Source organism: Vibrio sp. 10N.222.52.C3, assembly GCF_041474195.1.
Classification (GTDB): domain Bacteria; phylum Pseudomonadota; class Gammaproteobacteria; order Enterobacterales; family Vibrionaceae; genus Vibrio; species Vibrio crassostreae_C.
The window spans coordinates 1-16,891 of sequence record NZ_JBFRTQ010000082.1; the positions used below are offsets into that span (position 1 = coordinate 1).

A 16,891-nucleotide genomic window follows, 5' to 3' on the forward strand; every position below is an offset into this window, starting at 1 on the left:
TCCTCCTACTCGATTCTATGACTTCTTTCAGGAGGAGACATGTTTGTGGATTCACTATTGGGGCGCGAGGGAAGGCGCTTAACAGCGTTCTACTTATAGAAACCTAGCGGTAGGTCATGAAAGCGATAACCGCTCCAGCCACCACAAGACAGCCTCCAATGCGGCGCAGTTGCGTGTCTGGTTGCTCGCTCAGTTGCGCGACCATGTTTCTCCAGCCATTGGGTGCAATCAAGGGGCCGAGCCCTTCCACAATAAGTACGAGCCCAATAGCGAGCCAAATTGATTGAGACATGGTTCTGCCTTTTGTCTGTAAAAAAGCAATGATATCAGTATCTTTACACATCTGCCCCCAGTTATGGCTGGTTTATTTTTGTACAGCGTTAACGTTTATGAACAAAAAGTGACTGCAAGAAGTGTGATTCAGTGCTAGAATCCATTTTTAATTAGCAACAGAAATTGGAAAGATGGGAAATAACGTAGTCGTTCTAGGCACCCAATGGGGTGATGAAGGTAAAGGTAAAATCGTTGACCTTTTAACTGAAGATGCAAAATACGTGGTTCGCTACCAAGGCGGTCACAATGCAGGTCACACACTTGTAATTGACGGTGAAAAAACCGTTCTTCACTTAATTCCATCAGGCATCCTACGTAATAACGTTAAATGTGTTATTGGTAACGGTGTAGTATTATCGCCTGACGCACTTCTAAAAGAAATGAAGCCTCTTGAAGATCGCGGTATTCCAGTACGTGAACGTCTTTTCATCTCTGAAGCTTGTCCTCTAATTCTTCCGTACCACATTGCAATCGACAACGCGCGTGAAATCGCTCGTGGCGCTAAAGCTATCGGTACAACGGGTCGTGGTATCGGTCCTGCTTACGAAGATAAAGTTGCTCGTCGCGGTCTACGCGTTGGCGACCTTTTCGATAAAGAAGCATTTGCTGAGAAGCTAAAAGAAGTGATGGAATTCCACAACTTCCAACTAGAGCACTTCTACAAAGCTGAAACAGTAAGCTACGAAGAAGTTCTTGAGCAAGCGATGAGCTACGCAGATATGTTAACTGCGATGGTTATCGACGTAACTGACGAACTAGACGCAGCACGTAAGCGCGGCGACAAGATCATGTTCGAAGGTGCTCAAGGTACGCTACTAGATATCGACCACGGTACTTACCCATACGTAACGTCTTCTAACACGACTGCTGGTGGTGTTGCTGCAGGTTCTGGTTTCGGTCCTCGTCACATCGGTTACATCCTTGGTATTACTAAGGCTTACTGTACTCGTGTTGGTTCAGGTCCATTCCCTACTGAGCTATACGATGGCCTTGAGAAGCAAGACCCAGTTGGTAAACACCTAGGCGATGTTGGTCACGAGTTTGGCGCAACAACTGGTCGTCTACGTCGTACTGGTTGGTTCGATGCTGTTGCTATGCGTCGTGCAATCCAAATCAACTCTCTATCTGGTATGTGTCTAACTAAACTAGACGTTCTAGATGGCCTAGAAGAACTAAAAATCTGTACTGGTTACAAGATGAAAGATGGTTCTATCCTAGAAGTTTCTCCAATGGCTGCTGAGTCATTCGAAGAAGCGACGCCAATCTACGAAACAATGCCTGGTTGGTCTGAAAACACATTTGGTGCTAAATCTATCGACGCGCTTCCACAAGCTGCTCTAGATTACATCAAGCGTATCGAAGACCTAACTGGCGTTCCAATTGATATCGTATCAACTGGCCCAGATCGTAACGAAACTATCATCAAGGTTCACCCATACGGCGCTTAATGCCCGCTTGAGTGATTACCAGGCACGAACAGTGCTTTGATAATGAAATAGTTTTCTAAAAGCCGACTTTATTAAGTCGGCTTTTTAATGCCTGCAATTTAACCGCTCACTCTTTGATGGTGATCTTTTAAGCGTCATCAGGCAAAATATTGCCCATTAGCGGCAAGTTTTGTCTAAAGCCGCCGGGGTTATTGCCGATACAGATATCATGGAAAGTGAAGTTCACCCTGTTTTGTGCGTGTAGAAATCCTCTGCATTCCTCAATAGATAACTTTAGCGACAGATAATAGAGTGCAGGTATGAAGCTACGAATTGTGGCAGCTTCATTAATAATGGCGCTGAGTTCACCCTTGAGTCATGCTAATTTGGCTGATGTGGGAGAGCCCGTTCCAATATATACAGAAGCTGAACTGATTAATTTAATCGAAAATAATCAACATCTAGAGCGAGTGAAAGCTGATAAGTGCCAGTTAGTTGAAGATATCGTTGCTCGCGCAACGCGTATTAGCTTGCCTTCTTATGAGTTTTTATACGGTGATATGTTGGCTTGGGGTGTGTGTATTCCACAAGATGTAGAGCTTGGCCTTTACTATATGGAGAACGCGGCACATCAAGGTTTACCCGCTGCATTAGAGCAGTTAGGTCGTTATTACTCTCGTGGTACTTTGGTACAACAAGACAAAGAGCGTGCGATTCCGTATCTACGTGAAGCAGCCTCGATGGGTAACTTAAGTGCGAGCATTCACTTAGCGGAACTCTTGTTACGTGACTACGGTAGCCCATTGGATTATGAAGATGCTTACCGTTGGTTGTATAATTCGGTAACCGCAGACCAAAGACAACACAGACGTATCACTGTGCTTCGTAGCGGTCTGGAACAGAGAATGCCAGACAATATTATTGCTCGAGCAAAGCGTCGAGACTTGTTCTGGTAAGACAGATTATTGAATGAGCAATGATGATTAATGACTGCACTCGTTAATCATCTAAAAAACTCGTATTAAAAAGGCCTCGCTGAGATTCATCAGCGAGGCCTTTTTTGATCTGAACGGAAAACCGTTTATCTAATTCGGTAGCGTTATTGAACCACCTCACCAGACTCAATCACCGTTTCACGAACAACCTTGGTGAAATCGAGTGCTTCTTGACGAATCTTATCTTCGTCTACCGTTAGCATGTCGCGATCTTGCATGATGATCTTGCCATCAACGATGGAGTGACGAACATTGCCTGAGTTAGCTGAGTACACCAGTGCTGAGTATGGGTTGTAGACTGGAACCATATTTGGCGCCTTAGTATCGATCACTATGATGTCAGCCAGTTTGCCTGCTTCAAGAGAGCCGATCTTATCTTCCATGTGCAGCGCTTTTGCTGCACCCATTGTCGCCATGTCGATCACTTTGATCGGCGGCATCGCAGCACGATCTTTGTTAACTAGCTTGTGAACTTTAGCGACTTGGTTGAACTCATCAATGGTGCTCAGTGTGTTACCAGACATTGGGCCATCAGTACCTAAACCGATACGCACGTTCTCGTCATACATCTTAAGGGCAGGTGATACACCTTTTGCTGACTTGATGTTAGCACTCATGTTATGAGCCACGCCCATATCCGATTTCTTCACCAGTTCGATATCATGTTCGTCAACGAGGATCATGTGTGCACCCACCAAGTTCTTGTTGAGTGCGCCAATGCTGTCCATGTATTGAACCGGGGACAATCCATCAGAACGCTCTGCGATTTTCTCTTCTTCACGGTGTGATTCTGCAAGGTGAATCATTACTGGAACATCTAACTTTAGGGAGAGCTTAGATATTTTCTGCAGGATCTCTGTGGTGTTGGTGTAAGGCGCATGCGGTGCAAACGCTGGTGTGATTCGCGGGTGATCTTTGTATTCTTCAATGAAGTTCAACGCGTACTTAATGCCTTCTTCGGCGTTGGCCGCATCGGCGACTGGGAACTTAATCACCGTTTCACCTAGGATGGCACGCATACCGATCTTATCGACGGTTTTTGCGACTTCATCTTCGAAGTAGTACATGTCGGCGTAAGTGGTCACACCGCCTTTCACCATTTCAACGTTACCTAGGTTCGCACCAATGCGTACCATGTCTCGCGATACTAGCTTCTTCTCTAGCGGAAAGATGTAACGGTGCAGGCGATCTGGCACATCATCGGCCAACGAACGGAAAACTGTCATTGATACATGAGTATGGGTATTGATGAGACCTGGCATAACGATATCGCCATCAACGTCTAACACTTGCTTAGCTTGGTACTGCTTTTCTAGTGAAGCATCTCCAACCGCAATGATTTTGTTGTCTTTGACGACAACAGTACCGCTTTCATAAACCGTTTTGTCTTGGTTCATGGTTAGAACCATCGCATCGGTAATCATCAGGTCAGCCTTTTCCATTGCCGAACTTGCGAATGGGAACAGCGCTAGGCTCGCCATAGCTGAAGCCAATAAAGTGCGTTTTAGTTTCATATCATACCCAGAACAGGAGTTGGTAAAGTGCGTGGATAATAGTGTATTTCATTCATGGCGCAAACGTTTGTTTTATCGTTTGCTTGAAGTTTTGATGATAATCCACGTCTATGAAGCGATGTTTCACAAAGTGAAGATATGTATCAATCTGAGGTTATTTGAGTGTTTTCTAAAGCATATCTGTAGCTTACCCCTAGCATCAGATATACTAGGGGTATATACCTTCCTTGCTTAAGCAGGCCCGCCTATGTCAAAAAACACACCAACGTCAGAAAATACGACAGCGACAACCACTGTTGATCCTTTTGCCGACCGAGAGTCGAAAAATTACGATAACCCAGTACCAAGCCGAGAGTTCATTATTTCGTTTTTAACAGACGCGAATATTCCGATGAACCGCAACGATCTATTCGAAGCTTTGGGTCTTGCTGGAGAGGAACAATATGAAGGGCTGCGTCGTCGTTTACGTGCAATGGAGCGTGATGGACAGCTTATCTTTACTCGTCGTCAGTGCTACGCATTGCCTGAGAAGATGGAACTGATCAAAGGCTATGTGATTGGTCATAAAGACGGTCATGGTTGGGTTCGCCCAGACGGCAGTGTGGGTAAAGACAATGATATCGTGCTGCCGCATCATCAGATGAAAACCATCATGCACGGTGATTACGTATTGGTTCAGCCTACTGACAACAGTAAGCGTGGCCGTCGTGAAGGTCGCTTGGTTCGTGTGCTTGAAGAGCGTAAAACGCCACTTGTTGGTCGCTTCTTCCTAGAGTACGGCCATTCTTACGTTGTTGCTGATGATTCGCGTATTAGTCACGACATCCAGATCCCTACTGAGCATAAAGGCGGTGCTCGAATGGGTAATGTGGTTGTGATTGAAATTACGGATCGCGGTGGTCGTTCTCGTAACATGATGGGGAAAGTAACCGAAGTTCTTGGTGAAAACATGGCGCCGGGTATGGAAACGCAGATTGCGATCCGTACTCACCAGATCCCACAAGAGTGGCCTGAAGCGGTAGATAAGCAAATCGAAAACCTAGGTGAGCATGTTCCTGAAGAAGCAAAAGAAGGACGTGTAGACCTGCGTAAACTGCCATTGGTTACCATTGATGGTGAAGATGCGCGTGACTTCGATGATGCGGTTTACTGTGAAGCGAAGAAAGGCGGCGGCTGGCGTCTATGGGTAGCGATTGCTGACGTAAGTTACTACGTTCGCCCAGATACAGCGCTAGACAAAGAAGCGATTAACCGTGGTAACTCGGTATACTTCCCGTCACAAGTCGTGCCAATGCTGCCAGAAGTGCTTTCAAATGGTTTGTGTTCATTGAACCCTCAGGTAGACCGTTTATGTATGGTGTGTGAGATGACTATCTCAGACAAAGGTAAACTGTCAGGCTACAAGCACTACGAAGCGGTAATGAATTCTCATGCTCGTCTTACTTATAACAAAGTAGGCGCGATCTTAGATGGCAATGAAGAATTACGTGAGCGTTACGAACCTGAAGTACCACATCTTGAAGAGCTTCATAAGATGTATAAGGTGCTTAAGAAAACGCGTGACGAACGTGGTGCGATTGAATTTGAAACGGTAGAAACTAAGTTTATCTTCAATGCGGATCGTAAGATTGACCGTATTGAGCCAGTAATTCGTAACGATGCACACAAGATCATCGAAGAATGTATGATTCTTGCGAATATCGCATCGGCATCTTACGTAGAAAAAGCGAAAGAGCCTGCGCTGTACCGTGTTCACGAAACTCCGGGCGAAGAGCGCTTAATGGGCTTCAAGAGCTTTTTAAGTGAATTAGGTTTAACACTGGAAGGTGGTCTGTCGCCATCACCAGTAGACTATGCACAACTGATGCAACAGATTAATGAACGTGAAGATCGTGAATTAATCCAAACTATGCTGCTACGCTCAATGAAGCAAGCGGTATACAACGCGGATAACGCGGGTCACTTTGGTTTAGCTCTTAAACGCTATGCTCACTTTACCTCGCCAATTCGTCGTTACCCAGATTTGCTATTGCACCGTGCGATTAAGTACCTTATTGCGAAAGAAGAAGGTCGTAACAGCGAACGTTGGACGCCAACTGGTGGTTATCACTACACTTTCGATGATATGGACTTCTACGGCGAGCAGTGTTCAATGACTGAACGTCGTGCTGATGACGCAACGCGTGAAGTAAACGATTGGTTGAAGTGTGAATACATGCAAGACCATGTCGGTGAGGTGATGGATGGTGTGATTGCCAACGTGACTGGTTTTGGCTTCTTTGTTCGTCTAACTGAACTGCACATTGATGGCTTGGTACACATCTCAGCGCTAGCGAATGATTACTACCAATTTGATGCTGTTGGTCAGCGTCTAGTGGGTGAAAGCTCAGGTAATATCTACCGCTTGGGTGATTCGGTTAAAGTGAAGGTTTCTGCGGTTAATTTAGAAACTCGCCAAATCGACTTTGACTTAGAAGACACTGATCGTCAGCCGCGTGGCAAAGGCAAAACAGCCAAGAAGCGTGCAGCAGAAGCGATGAAAAAGGCGAAAAGCAAGAAGCGCTCAGCAGTGAAGAGTAATAAGCCAGGTGTATCAGCGAAGCCTATGGTTGAGCCAACTAAGCGACCTGACGGAAGCAGCGAAGGCCCTGCTAAGAAGAAAAAGCCAGCGAATAAAACCGGTGCTGCTAAAGCTCGCGCTAAGAAAAAGCGTGCTGCAAGCCGTAAGCCAAAGGCTGATAACTCTTAAGACTGATAGATCTTAAGGCTAAATAAGGCGCTCTGCTAATCAGGTTTAGCGCCTAACTGATTTAATTTAATGCGAGAGTATCAGGCGTAAGACGCTACTCTCGAAATGAACAACACAGAGAGGGATGCATCGGCATTGATGTCATTCTTCTCTGAGCAATAAGAGTAACTTGAGACAATGAGTAACGAATTTATTTACGGTATTCACGCGGTGAAAGCCGTACTAGAAAAAGATCCTGCACGTTTTATCGAAGCGTATGTATTGAAAGGTCGCCAAGACGAGCGTCTTCTTCCATTACTGAACCAACTGCAACAGTTTGGTGTGTCGATTCAACAGATGGGTCGTAAGCCGTTGGATGAAAAAGCACAAGGTGCGAATCACCAAGGTCTTATTGCTAAGGTGAAGCCTGCTAAGCAGCTTAATGAAACTCACCTAGACGATATCCTAGCGCAGCACGAACAGCCTTTGCTGTTAGTTCTAGACGGCGTAACAGACCCTCATAACCTAGGCGCTTGTCTACGTAACGCGGATGCCGCAGGTGTCGCTGCTGTTATCGTACCTAAAGATCGCTCTTCGCCGTTAACAGCAACGGTAAGCAAGGTTGCATGTGGCGCAGCTGAAACGGTTCCTCTCGTGCGCGTAACCAACCTAGCTCGCACAATGCGTGCACTGCAAGAGCAGGGCGTATGGTTTGTGGGTACGGCAGGTGAAGCAACGCATGATATCTATCAAGCGAAGCTAACGGGTCCTCTTGCGGTAGTTATGGGTGCAGAAGGTGACGGTATGCGTCGTTTAACTCGTGAAACTTGCGATGATCTGATTAAGATTCCAATGGCAGGTAGCGTATCGAGCTTAAATGTTTCTGTGGCGTCGGGTATTTGCCTGTTCGAAGCGGTAAGACAGCGTTTAGCTCAGTAATGCGTTAACGCTGCTTTAAGTCTATGAATTTATTAGCGCTCACCACTTGCTGGTGGGCGTTTCTTTTTAGGCTGTTATAGCAAAATCCATCGGTTTGTCGGATGGCTAGATGGCGACAGAAAAACTGTTTCATTATTCACCAAATAGCGCTTGCCAATACCGGGTTCTTTCTATAACATTTGCCGTCCTTAAAACTCGGTCATTTATCTTTAGTTCCTTGCTTCCTCTGGACGACCGGGCCACTCGTGGAAGCTAATAATCCGTAAGGAGCAACCAAATGCGTCATTACGAAATCGTATTCATGGTTCACCCTGATCAAAGCGAGCAAGTTGCTGGCATGATCGAGCGTTACACTGGTTCTATCACTGAAGCTGGCGGTACTATCCACCGTCTAGAAGACTGGGGTCGTCGTCAAATGGCTTACCCAATCAACAAGCTTCACAAAGCTCACTACGTTCTTATGAACGTTGAAGCTGGTCAAGAAGTGATTGACGAGCTAGAAACTGCTTTCCGTTTCAACGATGCAGTTCTACGTAACATGATCATGCGCACTAAAGGCGCTGTGACTGAGCAATCTATTATGCTTAAGCAAAAAGAAGAGCGTGCAGAGCGTGCTCCTCGTCGCGAAGAGCGTACAGAAGCTAAACCAGAAGCAGCTGCTGAGTAATTCTTTTTTGGCTTAACGCCTTAAAAAATTCTCAACTTGTTTTAGGTCATTGATAGTTATTTCGATAATTGTGAAAGACCGCTTTACTAAATTTAAGATCAGGAGATAGCCCATGGCTCGTTTCTTCCGTCGTCGTAAATTCTGCCGTTTCACTGCAGAAGGCGTACAAGAGATTGACTACAAAGACGTAGCAACTCTTAAAAACTACATCACTGAAGCTGGTAAAATCGTACCTAGCCGTATCACTGGTACAAGCGCTAAGTACCAGCGTCAACTAGCTCGCGCTATCAAGCGTTCTCGTTACCTAGCTCTACTACCGTACACTGACAAGCATCAGTAATCGGTAATAGTTAATAATAGTTTAAGAGGACTAAGATAATGCAAGTTATTCTACTTGATAAGATCGGTAACCTAGGTGGCCTTGGCGACCAAGTAAACGTTAAATCTGGTTACGCTCGTAACTTCCTTATCCCACAGGGTAAAGCAGTTATGGCAACTAAAGACAACGTTGCTATGTTCGAAACTCGTCGTGCTGAACTAGAAGCTAAAGTTGCTGAGCAACTAGCTGCTGCTGAAGCTCGTGCAGAGAGCGTTAACACTCTAGAAGGCGTTACAATCGCTTCTAAAGCTGGTGACGAAGGTAAACTATTCGGTTCTATCGGTACTCGTGACATCGCTGACGCTATTACAGCGGCAGGTGTTGCAGTAGCTAAGAGCGAAGTACGCCTACCTGAAGGCGCTCTACGTAACATCGGCGAATTCGAAGTAAGCATCCAACTTCACTCTGAAGTTTTTGCTACTGCGAAAATCGCTATCGTTGCAGCTGAGTAATTTCAGTACCAAGACGAATTCTTTCTTTTGAAAGTTTTAAACACCAGCTTCGGCTGGTGTTTTTTTATGTCTGGAATATAGGAAAAGGTAAGAGAGGGTTACATTAGGTTAAAAGCCTACTATGATCCAAAAGCTCTGATGGCTGAACAACCAGCTATGGAATTAGAATTGAAAGAGTAGGTTAATCGACAGCACAGAGTCTTGTTTGCTTAAGCCTTCAGGCACTTTATCGTGGTACTGGCGAGAGTGAGCGATCTTCAGCGCGATATTGTCAGTAATATCGTTGATGGCTTCTAACTCAGTATCAAACTTTAGGTTACTGTGACCAGAGACAAGCGTCACGTCTGCCTTGAGCTGCAAATTCTTCAACACCTGCCATGACGTATTCACGTTGCCACGGAAAATTGCCTCTTCAACAATCTCTGGGAAGATGATGTCATCATCATCAATCTCATCAAGGTTCGGTTCTTGGTAACGAAAACCTGGTCCCACTTCGACTTCCAACACAAACTCTTCGGTATTCGAAAACTGGTAACCCAGACCACTCGAAATTGTGTAGTCCTTGAAGTAAGCACTGTATCGCGAGTCGACTCCTTTAAAGCTGCCGTAAAGGTAGGTTTTAGGGCTTAACTTGTAGTCACTCTGAGCTGAGTAAGTTGATTGCCTTTTATCTTCTTCGCCATCTTTGTAGAGGTTGTAGTATTTCCATTCACCACTGGTTCTATGACGGCCAGCCGTGTACTCACCGTTAAGGCGTGCGTTAAGCGCTCGTGAATCAGAGTTACCAGTATGCGACTGATATCCAAATTCGACCTCAGTCTTTAGTGGGTTAGGCAGCTCTGTATCAGCCGTATCACTTGGTGCGATATCCAACTCTTTTTCTTCAGGTGTCGGTGCAACGACGATCGGCTCAGCTGTAGTTTCTGGTACTACTATAGAGTCGAGAATAGAATCAACAGAGGCTTTAGCATCATCAGCTAAGGCCAACGGAGCGCTCAGGAGACCGATGCTTAGAAGACCAGTGCTCAGAGCCAATAATTTGGACACGCATACCTCTAGTTATACAGTGAGTGAATGGCAGGATCGTAATGCTACCCTTGGTTAATTCCGTCAGCAATAGGTAAATTCTTCCTGAAGAATAAAACAAACTCATAGGATCGGATTACAAACGGATGTTCTTGGGTATAATGAACGATCATTATTAGTTATTGAGTGTAGTCATAGTGGATACCAAAAGTCAGAAATCAGCCAACGATCAGGTGGACGCCATCAAGGTCCCGCCACATTCATTAGAAGCTGAGCAATCTGTTATTGGCGGTTTGTTATTAGATAACGAACGCTGGGATACAGTTGCCGAAAAGGTTGTGGCCAAAGACTTTTATAGCCGTCCTCACCGTCTGATCTTTGAAGCGGTAAAGGATATCCTTGAAGAAAGTTCTCCTCTGGATCTTATTACACTCTCTGAACATTTAGAGCTGCGTGAGCAACTTGAAGAAGTGGGTGGCTTTGCTTACCTAGCTGACCTAGCGAAGAACACACCAAGTGCCGCAAACATCAATGCGTATGCAGATATCGTAGCGCAACGTGCACTTGTTCGTAGCCTGATTGGTGTCGCGAATGAGATTGCTGATTCTGGTTATGATCCTCAAGGTCGTACATCGGAAGAACTTGTTGATCTGGCTGAAAGTAAAGTCTTCGCGATTGCAGAAGGCCGTGCAAGTGAAAACGAAGGTCCACAAAACGTTGATAGCATTCTTGAGAAGACGCTAGAGCGTATCGAAATCCTGTACAAAACTCCGCAAGATGGTGTGACAGGTGTCGATACTGGCTTCAACGACCTCAACAAGAAAACAGCAGGTCTACAAGGCTCTGACTTAATTATTGTTGCTGCTCGTCCATCGATGGGTAAAACCACATTTGCGATGAACTTGTGTGAAAACGCGGCGATGAAGCAAGACAAACCGGTTTTAATCTTCTCGCTAGAGATGCCAGCCGAACAGCTGATGATGCGTATGCTTGCGTCACTTTCTCGCGTAGACCAAACCAAGATTCGTACTGGTCAGCTAGATGATGAAGATTGGGCTCGTATCTCGTCGAGTATGGGTATTCTTATGGATAAGAAGAATATGTATATCGATGACAGCTCGGGTCTAACGCCAACAGAAGTGCGTTCTCGTGCTCGACGTATCGCTCGTGAACACGATGGTATCTCTATGATCATGATAGATTACCTTCAATTAATGCGTGTACCTTCGTTATCTGATAACCGTACTCTTGAAATCGCCGAGATTTCTCGCTCATTGAAAGCGTTAGCAAAAGAGCTCAACGTTCCGGTTGTGGCACTTTCTCAGCTTAACCGTTCCCTAGAGCAACGTGCTGATAAGCGCCCAGTAAACTCGGATTTGCGTGAATCAGGTTCGATTGAGCAAGATGCCGATTTGATCATGTTCATCTATCGTGATGAGGTTTATAACCCAGATAGTTCCTTGAAAGGCATTGCTGAGATCATCCTTGGTAAGCAACGTAACGGTCCGATCGGTTCTGTTCGTCTTACGTTCCAAGGCCAACACTCCCGATTTGATAACTATGCAGGCCCTGCATTTGATGATGAGTAATCGCTAATGACTTACATGAAAGCGGCGACGGCGAGCATTGACTTAAACGCGCTCGAACATAACCTGAACCAGATAAAGTCGAAGGCTCCTCAGTGCAAGGTCATGTCTGTTGTGAAAGCCAATGGCTACGGACACGGCTTACTGCATATAGCCAAGCATTCAAAAAGCTCTGATGCTTTTGGTGTGGCGCGTATTGAAGAAGCGTTACAACTTCGTGCTGGTGGCATTGTTAAACCTATTTTGTTGCTGGAAGGATTTTACTCTTCGGGCGATTTGCCAATCTTGGTGACCAATAACATTCAAACGGTGGTGCATTGTGAAGAGCAATTAAGCGCGCTAGAGAATGCGGATTTGGAAACACCCGTTGTGGTATGGCTAAAAGTCGACAGTGGTATGCACCGATTAGGTGTTCGCCCTGAGCAATACCAAAACTTTGTTGAGCGTTTGCATCAATGTGCGAATGTTGCCAAACCTCTACGTTACATGAGCCACTTCGGTTGTGCTGATGAACTGGATAGAGCAACCACCGTTGAACAGACAGAGCTTTTCTTGTCGCTTACTGAAGGTTGTGAAGGGGAGCGTTCACTTGCTGCCTCTGCGGGTTTACTCGCTTGGCCAGACAGCCACCTTGATTGGGTTCGTCCGGGAATCATATCTTACGGTGTCTCTCCGTTTGTTGATAAATCAGCGCAAGAGCTTGGATTTTTGCCTGTGATGACCCTGACCTCACACCTAATTGCCGTTCGCGATGTGAAAGCCGGTGAAAGTGTGGGTTATGGCGGAAACTGGACCAGTGAACGTGATACCAAGGTTGGTGTTATCGCGATTGGTTATGGTGATGGTTATCCTCGTACTGCACCTAACGGCACTCCAGTGTTCGTTAACGGTCGAAAAGTACCGATCGCAGGACGTGTATCAATGGACATGCTAACGGTTGATCTAGGCCCTGATGCGGCAGATAAAGTCGGCGATGAAGCGACTCTGTGGGGTAAAGATTTACCTTCAGAAGAAGTGGCTGAACATATCGGCACTATCGCTTACGAGTTAGTCACTAAGCTGACTTCGCGTGTTGCGATGGAATATGTGAAGTAATCATGGATCTTGATAAGTAAATTATGTTCAAGCGAACGACTCGAAGCTGGCTAATGTCTGCAATGACATTACTCGGTGTCAGCTTTTCTTCTTCCGCTGTGAGTGAAGAAAAAGATTCAGCCTTTGTTCCTTTCTACTTCAGCACCGAAACCATGGGTAACACCTTTGGGGTTGCGGGTGTCGCAAAGGGTGTTTGGCAACCTCAAGCCGCTCTGTTTGGTATGGCACTCTATTCAGACAAAGACAGTTACGTCGGTTTTCTATCGGCTTTTAACTATGCCTTGTCTGAGAACGTATTGTTTAGCACTCAGATGTATCAAGCGCGCTTCAACGACAACCCGTATTACATTGGTTCTCAAGGCGATAATGATTCATCTATCGATGACAAAACCATTGCTGATGGCTTAGAGCAAAACTATCAGTTTGAGTTTAAGTATTTGCTACCTTGGGGCAACGTTGCAGAACACGGTTTACTCGGTGCTTTTCAGCCAATCAAAGATGTGAGCTTTGCTTCGCCAATCGAATCGGGTGTCAGTTCGATTCTATTTACGCCTTTTTATACTGCTCGCGAGTTGGAAGGTTTAAATAATACCGAGGAGGCAACAGGCTTTAGTTTGGCGTTTGATTGGGATAACCGTGATAGCACACGCAACCCGACCAGAGGTTCTCACACTAACCTTGAGTTCACCACTGGCGCAGAGAGTTGGTCTAACGATGACTTGTGGCTTAAGTGGACCTTCCAAAATAGCCAGTACTTTGCTTTAGGTCCTTTAGGGGACTTATTCGATCAACAAGTTTTAGCATTTGATTTCTATACCGCTGACACGCCAACGTGGGATAACTGCTCTGGGCAAGATTGTGCTCGCCCACCAGAAACGGAGCAAGCTCGATTGGGTGGCTTGTATCGTTTACGAGGTTATACCGGAGGTCGTTATCACGGTCGCTCTGCAGTTCATTATTCTGCTGAGTACCGAGTACTTCCTGACTGGCAACCACTTGGCGATATCCCACTGATAAACTACTACGATTTGCCTTGGTGGCAATGGGTAGCGTTTGCTGAATTAGGGCGCGTTGCCGATGAGTACGACATCAAAACACTGCACTCGGACATGAAATGGAGCTTAGGTGGCGCGGTGCGTTTCCAAGTGGAAGGTATTGTTGTACGTGCTGAGTTGGCGCGAGGTGGTGATGAAGGGACCTTTAGGGTTATGATAAACCAGCCCTTCTAAACCTTTCGGCCTACAGTAGGCCAAATACTATTTTTATAAGAGTGGTCGTGGAAACACACCACTCTTTTTTTATTAACAAGATATTGTTTTTATTAAGGAGATCTTGTTTTCAAGCAGTCTACTCACCTTGCATCGTAGCAATCACAGTTCGGCTTCCACCACAATCTCGGTGCTCTCCTAAGTAAATACCCTGCCATGTTCCTAAAGCTAAACGACCATTGCTAATTGGTATTGTCACACTGGTGCCAAGTGTCGATGCTTTAATGTGGGCAGGCATGTCATCATCACCTTCATAGGTGTGTCTGTAGTAGGGCGCTCGCTCTGGGACAAACTTATTAAAGTGCGACTCCATATCGGTACGGACGGTAGGATCAGCGTTCTCGTTTAGCGTGAGGCTGGCAGAGGTATGTTGGATAAAAAGATGTAATAAACCAACAGATAGAGAATTGATATCGTGTATCTGTTGTTCAATTTCATCAGTAATGAGATGAAATCCACGCTTTCGTGCATTTAGGTGTATAGTCTTCTGAATCCACATACGCCATCCTTTATAATGTGTTTGGAAAAAAAGTGGTTTAACGCTATCTTTTGAACTTGAATTTATCAGGTATCGCTCACACTTAATTATGTTAGAGCTAGAGTCTGTACCGATTCTTCTGTCAGGAAATCTAATCCTGATTTATCTCAAGGTACAGCTCTTCATATGCGGCATAATACGTCGTGAAAAAAAATTACAAAGAATCTTTCAGTGGTGACGCGGTTTGGTCATCACAGAAAAATATAAACTTTCGCCTAATCGGGGGTTCTATTCATCACCCAGGTGACGTTTAGAATAAAACCTACAGTAACATCGGGATAGATACCATGTTGAAAAATATCAACCCAACGCAAACACAAGCGTGGAAAGCTCTAACGGCACATTTTGAGTCTGCTCAAGATATGGATATGAAAGAGCTGTTTGCTCAAGATGCAAAGCGTTTCGAGAGCTTTTCTACTCGTTTCGGTTCTGACATCTTAGTGGATTACTCTAAGAACCTTATCGATGCTGAAACTATGCAGCACCTATTTGCTCTTGCGAACGAGACTGAAGTTAAGTCTGCAATCGAAGCAATGTTCGGTGGTGATGCAATCAACAAGACTGAAGGTCGTTCAGTACTTCACACTGCTCTACGTAACCGTAGCGACAAGCCAGTAATGGTTGACGGCAAAGACGTAATGCCAGCAGTTAACGCTGTACTAGCAAAAATGGAACTGTTCACACACCGCATCGTTTCTGGTGAGTGGAAAGGTTACACAGGTAAAGAGATCACTGATGTTGTAAACATCGGTATCGGCGGTTCGGATCTTGGTCCATACATGGTGACTGAAGCACTAACGCCATACAAAACTCGCCTAAACATGCACTTCGTTTCTAACGTAGATGGCACTCACATCGTTGAGACACTTAAGCCTCTTAACCCAGAAACAACGCTATTCTTAGTGGCATCTAAAACATTCACGACTCAAGAAACAATGACTAACGCGCACTCTGCACGTGATTGGTTCTTGGCTGAAGCGGGTGACAACGCACACGTAGCTAAACACTTCGCAGCACTATCAACTAACGCAACTGCGGTCGCTGAGTTTGGTATTGATACTGACAACATGTTCGAATTCTGGGACTGGGTTGGTGGTCGTTACTCACTATGGTCTGCAATCGGTCTTTCTATCTCACTATCTGTTGGCTTCGATAACTTCGTTGAGCTACTAGAAGGTGCTCACGAGATGGATAACCACTTTGCTTCAACTGAGTTTGAAAGCAACATTCCAGTAATCCTTGCGCTTATCGGTATTTGGTATAACAACTTCCACGGCGCTGAGTCAGAAGCAATTCTACCTTACGACCAGTACATGCACCGTTTTGCAGCTTACTTCCAGCAAGGCAACATGGAATCAAACGGTAAGTTTGTAGACCGTGAAGGCAACCCGGTAGAGTACCAAACAGGTCCTATCATCTGGGGCGAACCTGGTACAAACGGTCAGCATGCTTTCTACCAACTGATTCACCAAGGCACTAAGCTGATCCCATCAGACTTCATTGCTCCTGCTATCAGCCACAACCCAGCATCTGATCACCACCAGAAGTTGATGTCTAATTTCTTTGCTCAAACTGAAGCACTAGCATTCGGTAAGACAAAAGAGACAGTGGAAGCTGAATTCCTAGCGGCTGGCAAAACAGCTGAAGAAGTGGCTGAGCTTGTACCTTTCAAAGTATTTGAAGGTAACCGTCCAACGAACTCTATTCTTGTTAAGCAAATCAACCCTCGCTCTTTAGGTAACCTAATCGCGATGTACGAGCACAAGATCTTCGTTCAAGGCGTTATCTGGAACATCTTCAGCTTCGACCAGTGGGGTGTAGAACTTGGTAAGCAACTAGCAAACCAAATTCTTCCTGAGCTTGCTGACGATGCTCAAGTAACGTCTCACGACAGCTCAACGAACGGTCTAATCAACGCATTTAAAGCGCTTAAAGCTTAATTGA

General features: G+C 45.4%; 15 protein-coding genes. 11 read left to right on the forward strand and 4 right to left on the reverse strand.

What is annotated here, in order from left to right; translation table 11 throughout:
- Positions 1-103: 103 nt before the first annotated feature.
- Positions 104-292 (reverse strand): DUF2065 domain-containing protein, encoded by a 189-nt coding sequence (locus AB4517_RS13470; protein WP_010434105.1) that lies wholly within the window; start codon positions 290-292, stop codon positions 104-106.
- Between the two features lie 172 nt (positions 293-464).
- On the opposite strand from AB4517_RS13470, the gene AB4517_RS13475 reads away from it, so the two are divergent.
- Positions 465-1,781, forward strand: coding sequence for an adenylosuccinate synthase (locus tag AB4517_RS13475; RefSeq protein ID WP_010434108.1), 1,317 nt, complete (start codon positions 465-467; stop codon positions 1,779-1,781).
- A gap of 299 nt (positions 1,782-2,080) precedes the next feature.
- A complete protein-coding gene (motX, locus tag AB4517_RS13480) occupies positions 2,081-2,716 on the forward strand; it encodes a flagellar protein MotX (protein ID WP_372148481.1) in 636 nt (211 codons plus the stop codon).
- A 143-nt stretch (positions 2,717-2,859) separates the two neighbouring features.
- Here motX and AB4517_RS13485 read toward each other — a convergent pair whose 3' ends face one another.
- Entirely contained in the window at positions 2,860-4,269 is a 1,410-nt protein-coding gene (locus AB4517_RS13485; RefSeq protein ID WP_372148482.1) for an amidohydrolase, read from the reverse strand.
- A 247-nt stretch (positions 4,270-4,516) separates the two neighbouring features.
- Between AB4517_RS13485 and rnr the strand changes: the two genes are divergently transcribed.
- From rnr to rplI, 5 genes are all read left to right on the forward strand, one after another.
- The gene (rnr, locus tag AB4517_RS13490) at positions 4,517-7,018 is read left to right on the forward strand and encodes a ribonuclease R (RefSeq protein ID WP_017063179.1); all 2,502 of its coding nucleotides are present in this window, start codon (positions 4,517-4,519) and stop codon (positions 7,016-7,018) included.
- 177 nt (positions 7,019-7,195) lie between these two features.
- Positions 7,196-7,936: a 23S rRNA (guanosine(2251)-2'-O)-methyltransferase RlmB gene (rlmB, locus tag AB4517_RS13495; protein WP_017063180.1), complete on the forward strand. Its 741-nt coding sequence runs from the start codon at positions 7,196-7,198 to the stop codon at positions 7,934-7,936.
- A 277-nt stretch (positions 7,937-8,213) separates the two neighbouring features.
- The gene (rpsF, locus tag AB4517_RS13500; RefSeq protein ID WP_004741278.1) at positions 8,214-8,603 is read left to right on the forward strand and encodes a 30S ribosomal protein S6; all 390 of its coding nucleotides are present in this window, start codon (positions 8,214-8,216) and stop codon (positions 8,601-8,603) included.
- Between the two features lie 112 nt (positions 8,604-8,715).
- On the forward strand, positions 8,716-8,943 hold the full coding sequence (gene rpsR, locus AB4517_RS13505; RefSeq protein ID WP_000090472.1) for a 30S ribosomal protein S18: 228 nt from the start codon (positions 8,716-8,718) through the stop codon (positions 8,941-8,943).
- A gap of 38 nt (positions 8,944-8,981) precedes the next feature.
- Complete coding sequence (rplI, locus tag AB4517_RS13510; protein WP_010434182.1) at positions 8,982-9,434, forward strand: 50S ribosomal protein L9; 453 nt, start codon at positions 8,982-8,984, stop codon at positions 9,432-9,434.
- Positions 9,435-9,596: 162 nt separating this feature from the next.
- Here rplI and AB4517_RS13515 read toward each other — a convergent pair whose 3' ends face one another.
- On the reverse strand, positions 9,597-10,481 hold the full coding sequence (locus tag AB4517_RS13515) for a DUF481 domain-containing protein (protein WP_372148483.1): 885 nt from the start codon (positions 10,479-10,481) through the stop codon (positions 9,597-9,599).
- A gap of 176 nt (positions 10,482-10,657) precedes the next feature.
- Between AB4517_RS13515 and AB4517_RS13520 the strand changes: the two genes are divergently transcribed.
- From AB4517_RS13520 to AB4517_RS13530, 3 genes are read left to right on the forward strand one after another with little or no spacing between them, the layout of a single operon-like run.
- Positions 10,658-12,049 carry a replicative DNA helicase gene (locus tag AB4517_RS13520; protein WP_016767560.1) on the forward strand — a complete coding sequence of 464 codons (1,392 nt, stop codon included), beginning with the start codon at positions 10,658-10,660 and terminating at the stop codon, positions 12,047-12,049.
- Positions 12,050-12,055: 6 nt separating this feature from the next.
- Positions 12,056-13,141, forward strand: coding sequence for an alanine racemase (alr, locus tag AB4517_RS13525; protein WP_017065624.1), 1,086 nt, complete (start codon positions 12,056-12,058; stop codon positions 13,139-13,141).
- A gap of 23 nt (positions 13,142-13,164) precedes the next feature.
- On the forward strand, positions 13,165-14,370 hold the full coding sequence (locus AB4517_RS13530) for a BamA/TamA family outer membrane protein (protein ID WP_017063184.1): 1,206 nt from the start codon (positions 13,165-13,167) through the stop codon (positions 14,368-14,370).
- 118 nt (positions 14,371-14,488) lie between these two features.
- On the opposite strand, the gene AB4517_RS13535 is transcribed toward AB4517_RS13530, so the two are convergent.
- A complete protein-coding gene (locus AB4517_RS13535) occupies positions 14,489-14,908 on the reverse strand; it encodes a secondary thiamine-phosphate synthase enzyme YjbQ (RefSeq protein ID WP_017059938.1) in 420 nt (139 codons plus the stop codon).
- A gap of 326 nt (positions 14,909-15,234) precedes the next feature.
- On the opposite strand from AB4517_RS13535, the gene pgi reads away from it, so the two are divergent.
- On the forward strand, positions 15,235-16,887 hold the full coding sequence (gene pgi, locus AB4517_RS13540) for a glucose-6-phosphate isomerase (RefSeq protein WP_017065622.1): 1,653 nt from the start codon (positions 15,235-15,237) through the stop codon (positions 16,885-16,887).
- Positions 16,888-16,891 lie beyond the last annotated feature (4 nt).

What these genes read in the sequence shown, in the direction of transcription:
- AB4517_RS13470 (WP_010434105.1), bottom strand. Translation starts at nt 292, where the DNA reads ATGTCTCAATCAATTTGGCTCGCTATTGGGCTCGTACTTATTGTGGAA.
- AB4517_RS13475 (WP_010434108.1), top strand. Translation starts at nt 465, where the DNA reads ATGGGAAATAACGTAGTCGTTCTAGGCACCCAATGGGGTGATGAAGGT.
- motX (WP_372148481.1), top strand. Translation starts at nt 2,081, where the DNA reads ATGAAGCTACGAATTGTGGCAGCTTCATTAATAATGGCGCTGAGTTCA.
- AB4517_RS13485 (WP_372148482.1), bottom strand. Translation starts at nt 4,269, where the DNA reads ATGAAACTAAAACGCACTTTATTGGCTTCAGCTATGGCGAGCCTAGCG.
- rnr (WP_017063179.1), top strand. Translation starts at nt 4,517, where the DNA reads ATGTCAAAAAACACACCAACGTCAGAAAATACGACAGCGACAACCACT.
- rlmB (WP_017063180.1), top strand. Translation starts at nt 7,196, where the DNA reads ATGAGTAACGAATTTATTTACGGTATTCACGCGGTGAAAGCCGTACTA.
- rpsF (WP_004741278.1), top strand. Translation starts at nt 8,214, where the DNA reads ATGCGTCATTACGAAATCGTATTCATGGTTCACCCTGATCAAAGCGAG.
- rpsR (WP_000090472.1), top strand. Translation starts at nt 8,716, where the DNA reads ATGGCTCGTTTCTTCCGTCGTCGTAAATTCTGCCGTTTCACTGCAGAA.
- rplI (WP_010434182.1), top strand. Translation starts at nt 8,982, where the DNA reads ATGCAAGTTATTCTACTTGATAAGATCGGTAACCTAGGTGGCCTTGGC.
- alr (WP_017065624.1), top strand. Translation starts at nt 12,056, where the DNA reads ATGACTTACATGAAAGCGGCGACGGCGAGCATTGACTTAAACGCGCTC.
- AB4517_RS13530 (WP_017063184.1), top strand. Translation starts at nt 13,165, where the DNA reads ATGTTCAAGCGAACGACTCGAAGCTGGCTAATGTCTGCAATGACATTA.
- AB4517_RS13535 (WP_017059938.1), bottom strand. Translation starts at nt 14,908, where the DNA reads ATGTGGATTCAGAAGACTATACACCTAAATGCACGAAAGCGTGGATTT.
- pgi (WP_017065622.1), top strand. Translation starts at nt 15,235, where the DNA reads ATGTTGAAAAATATCAACCCAACGCAAACACAAGCGTGGAAAGCTCTA.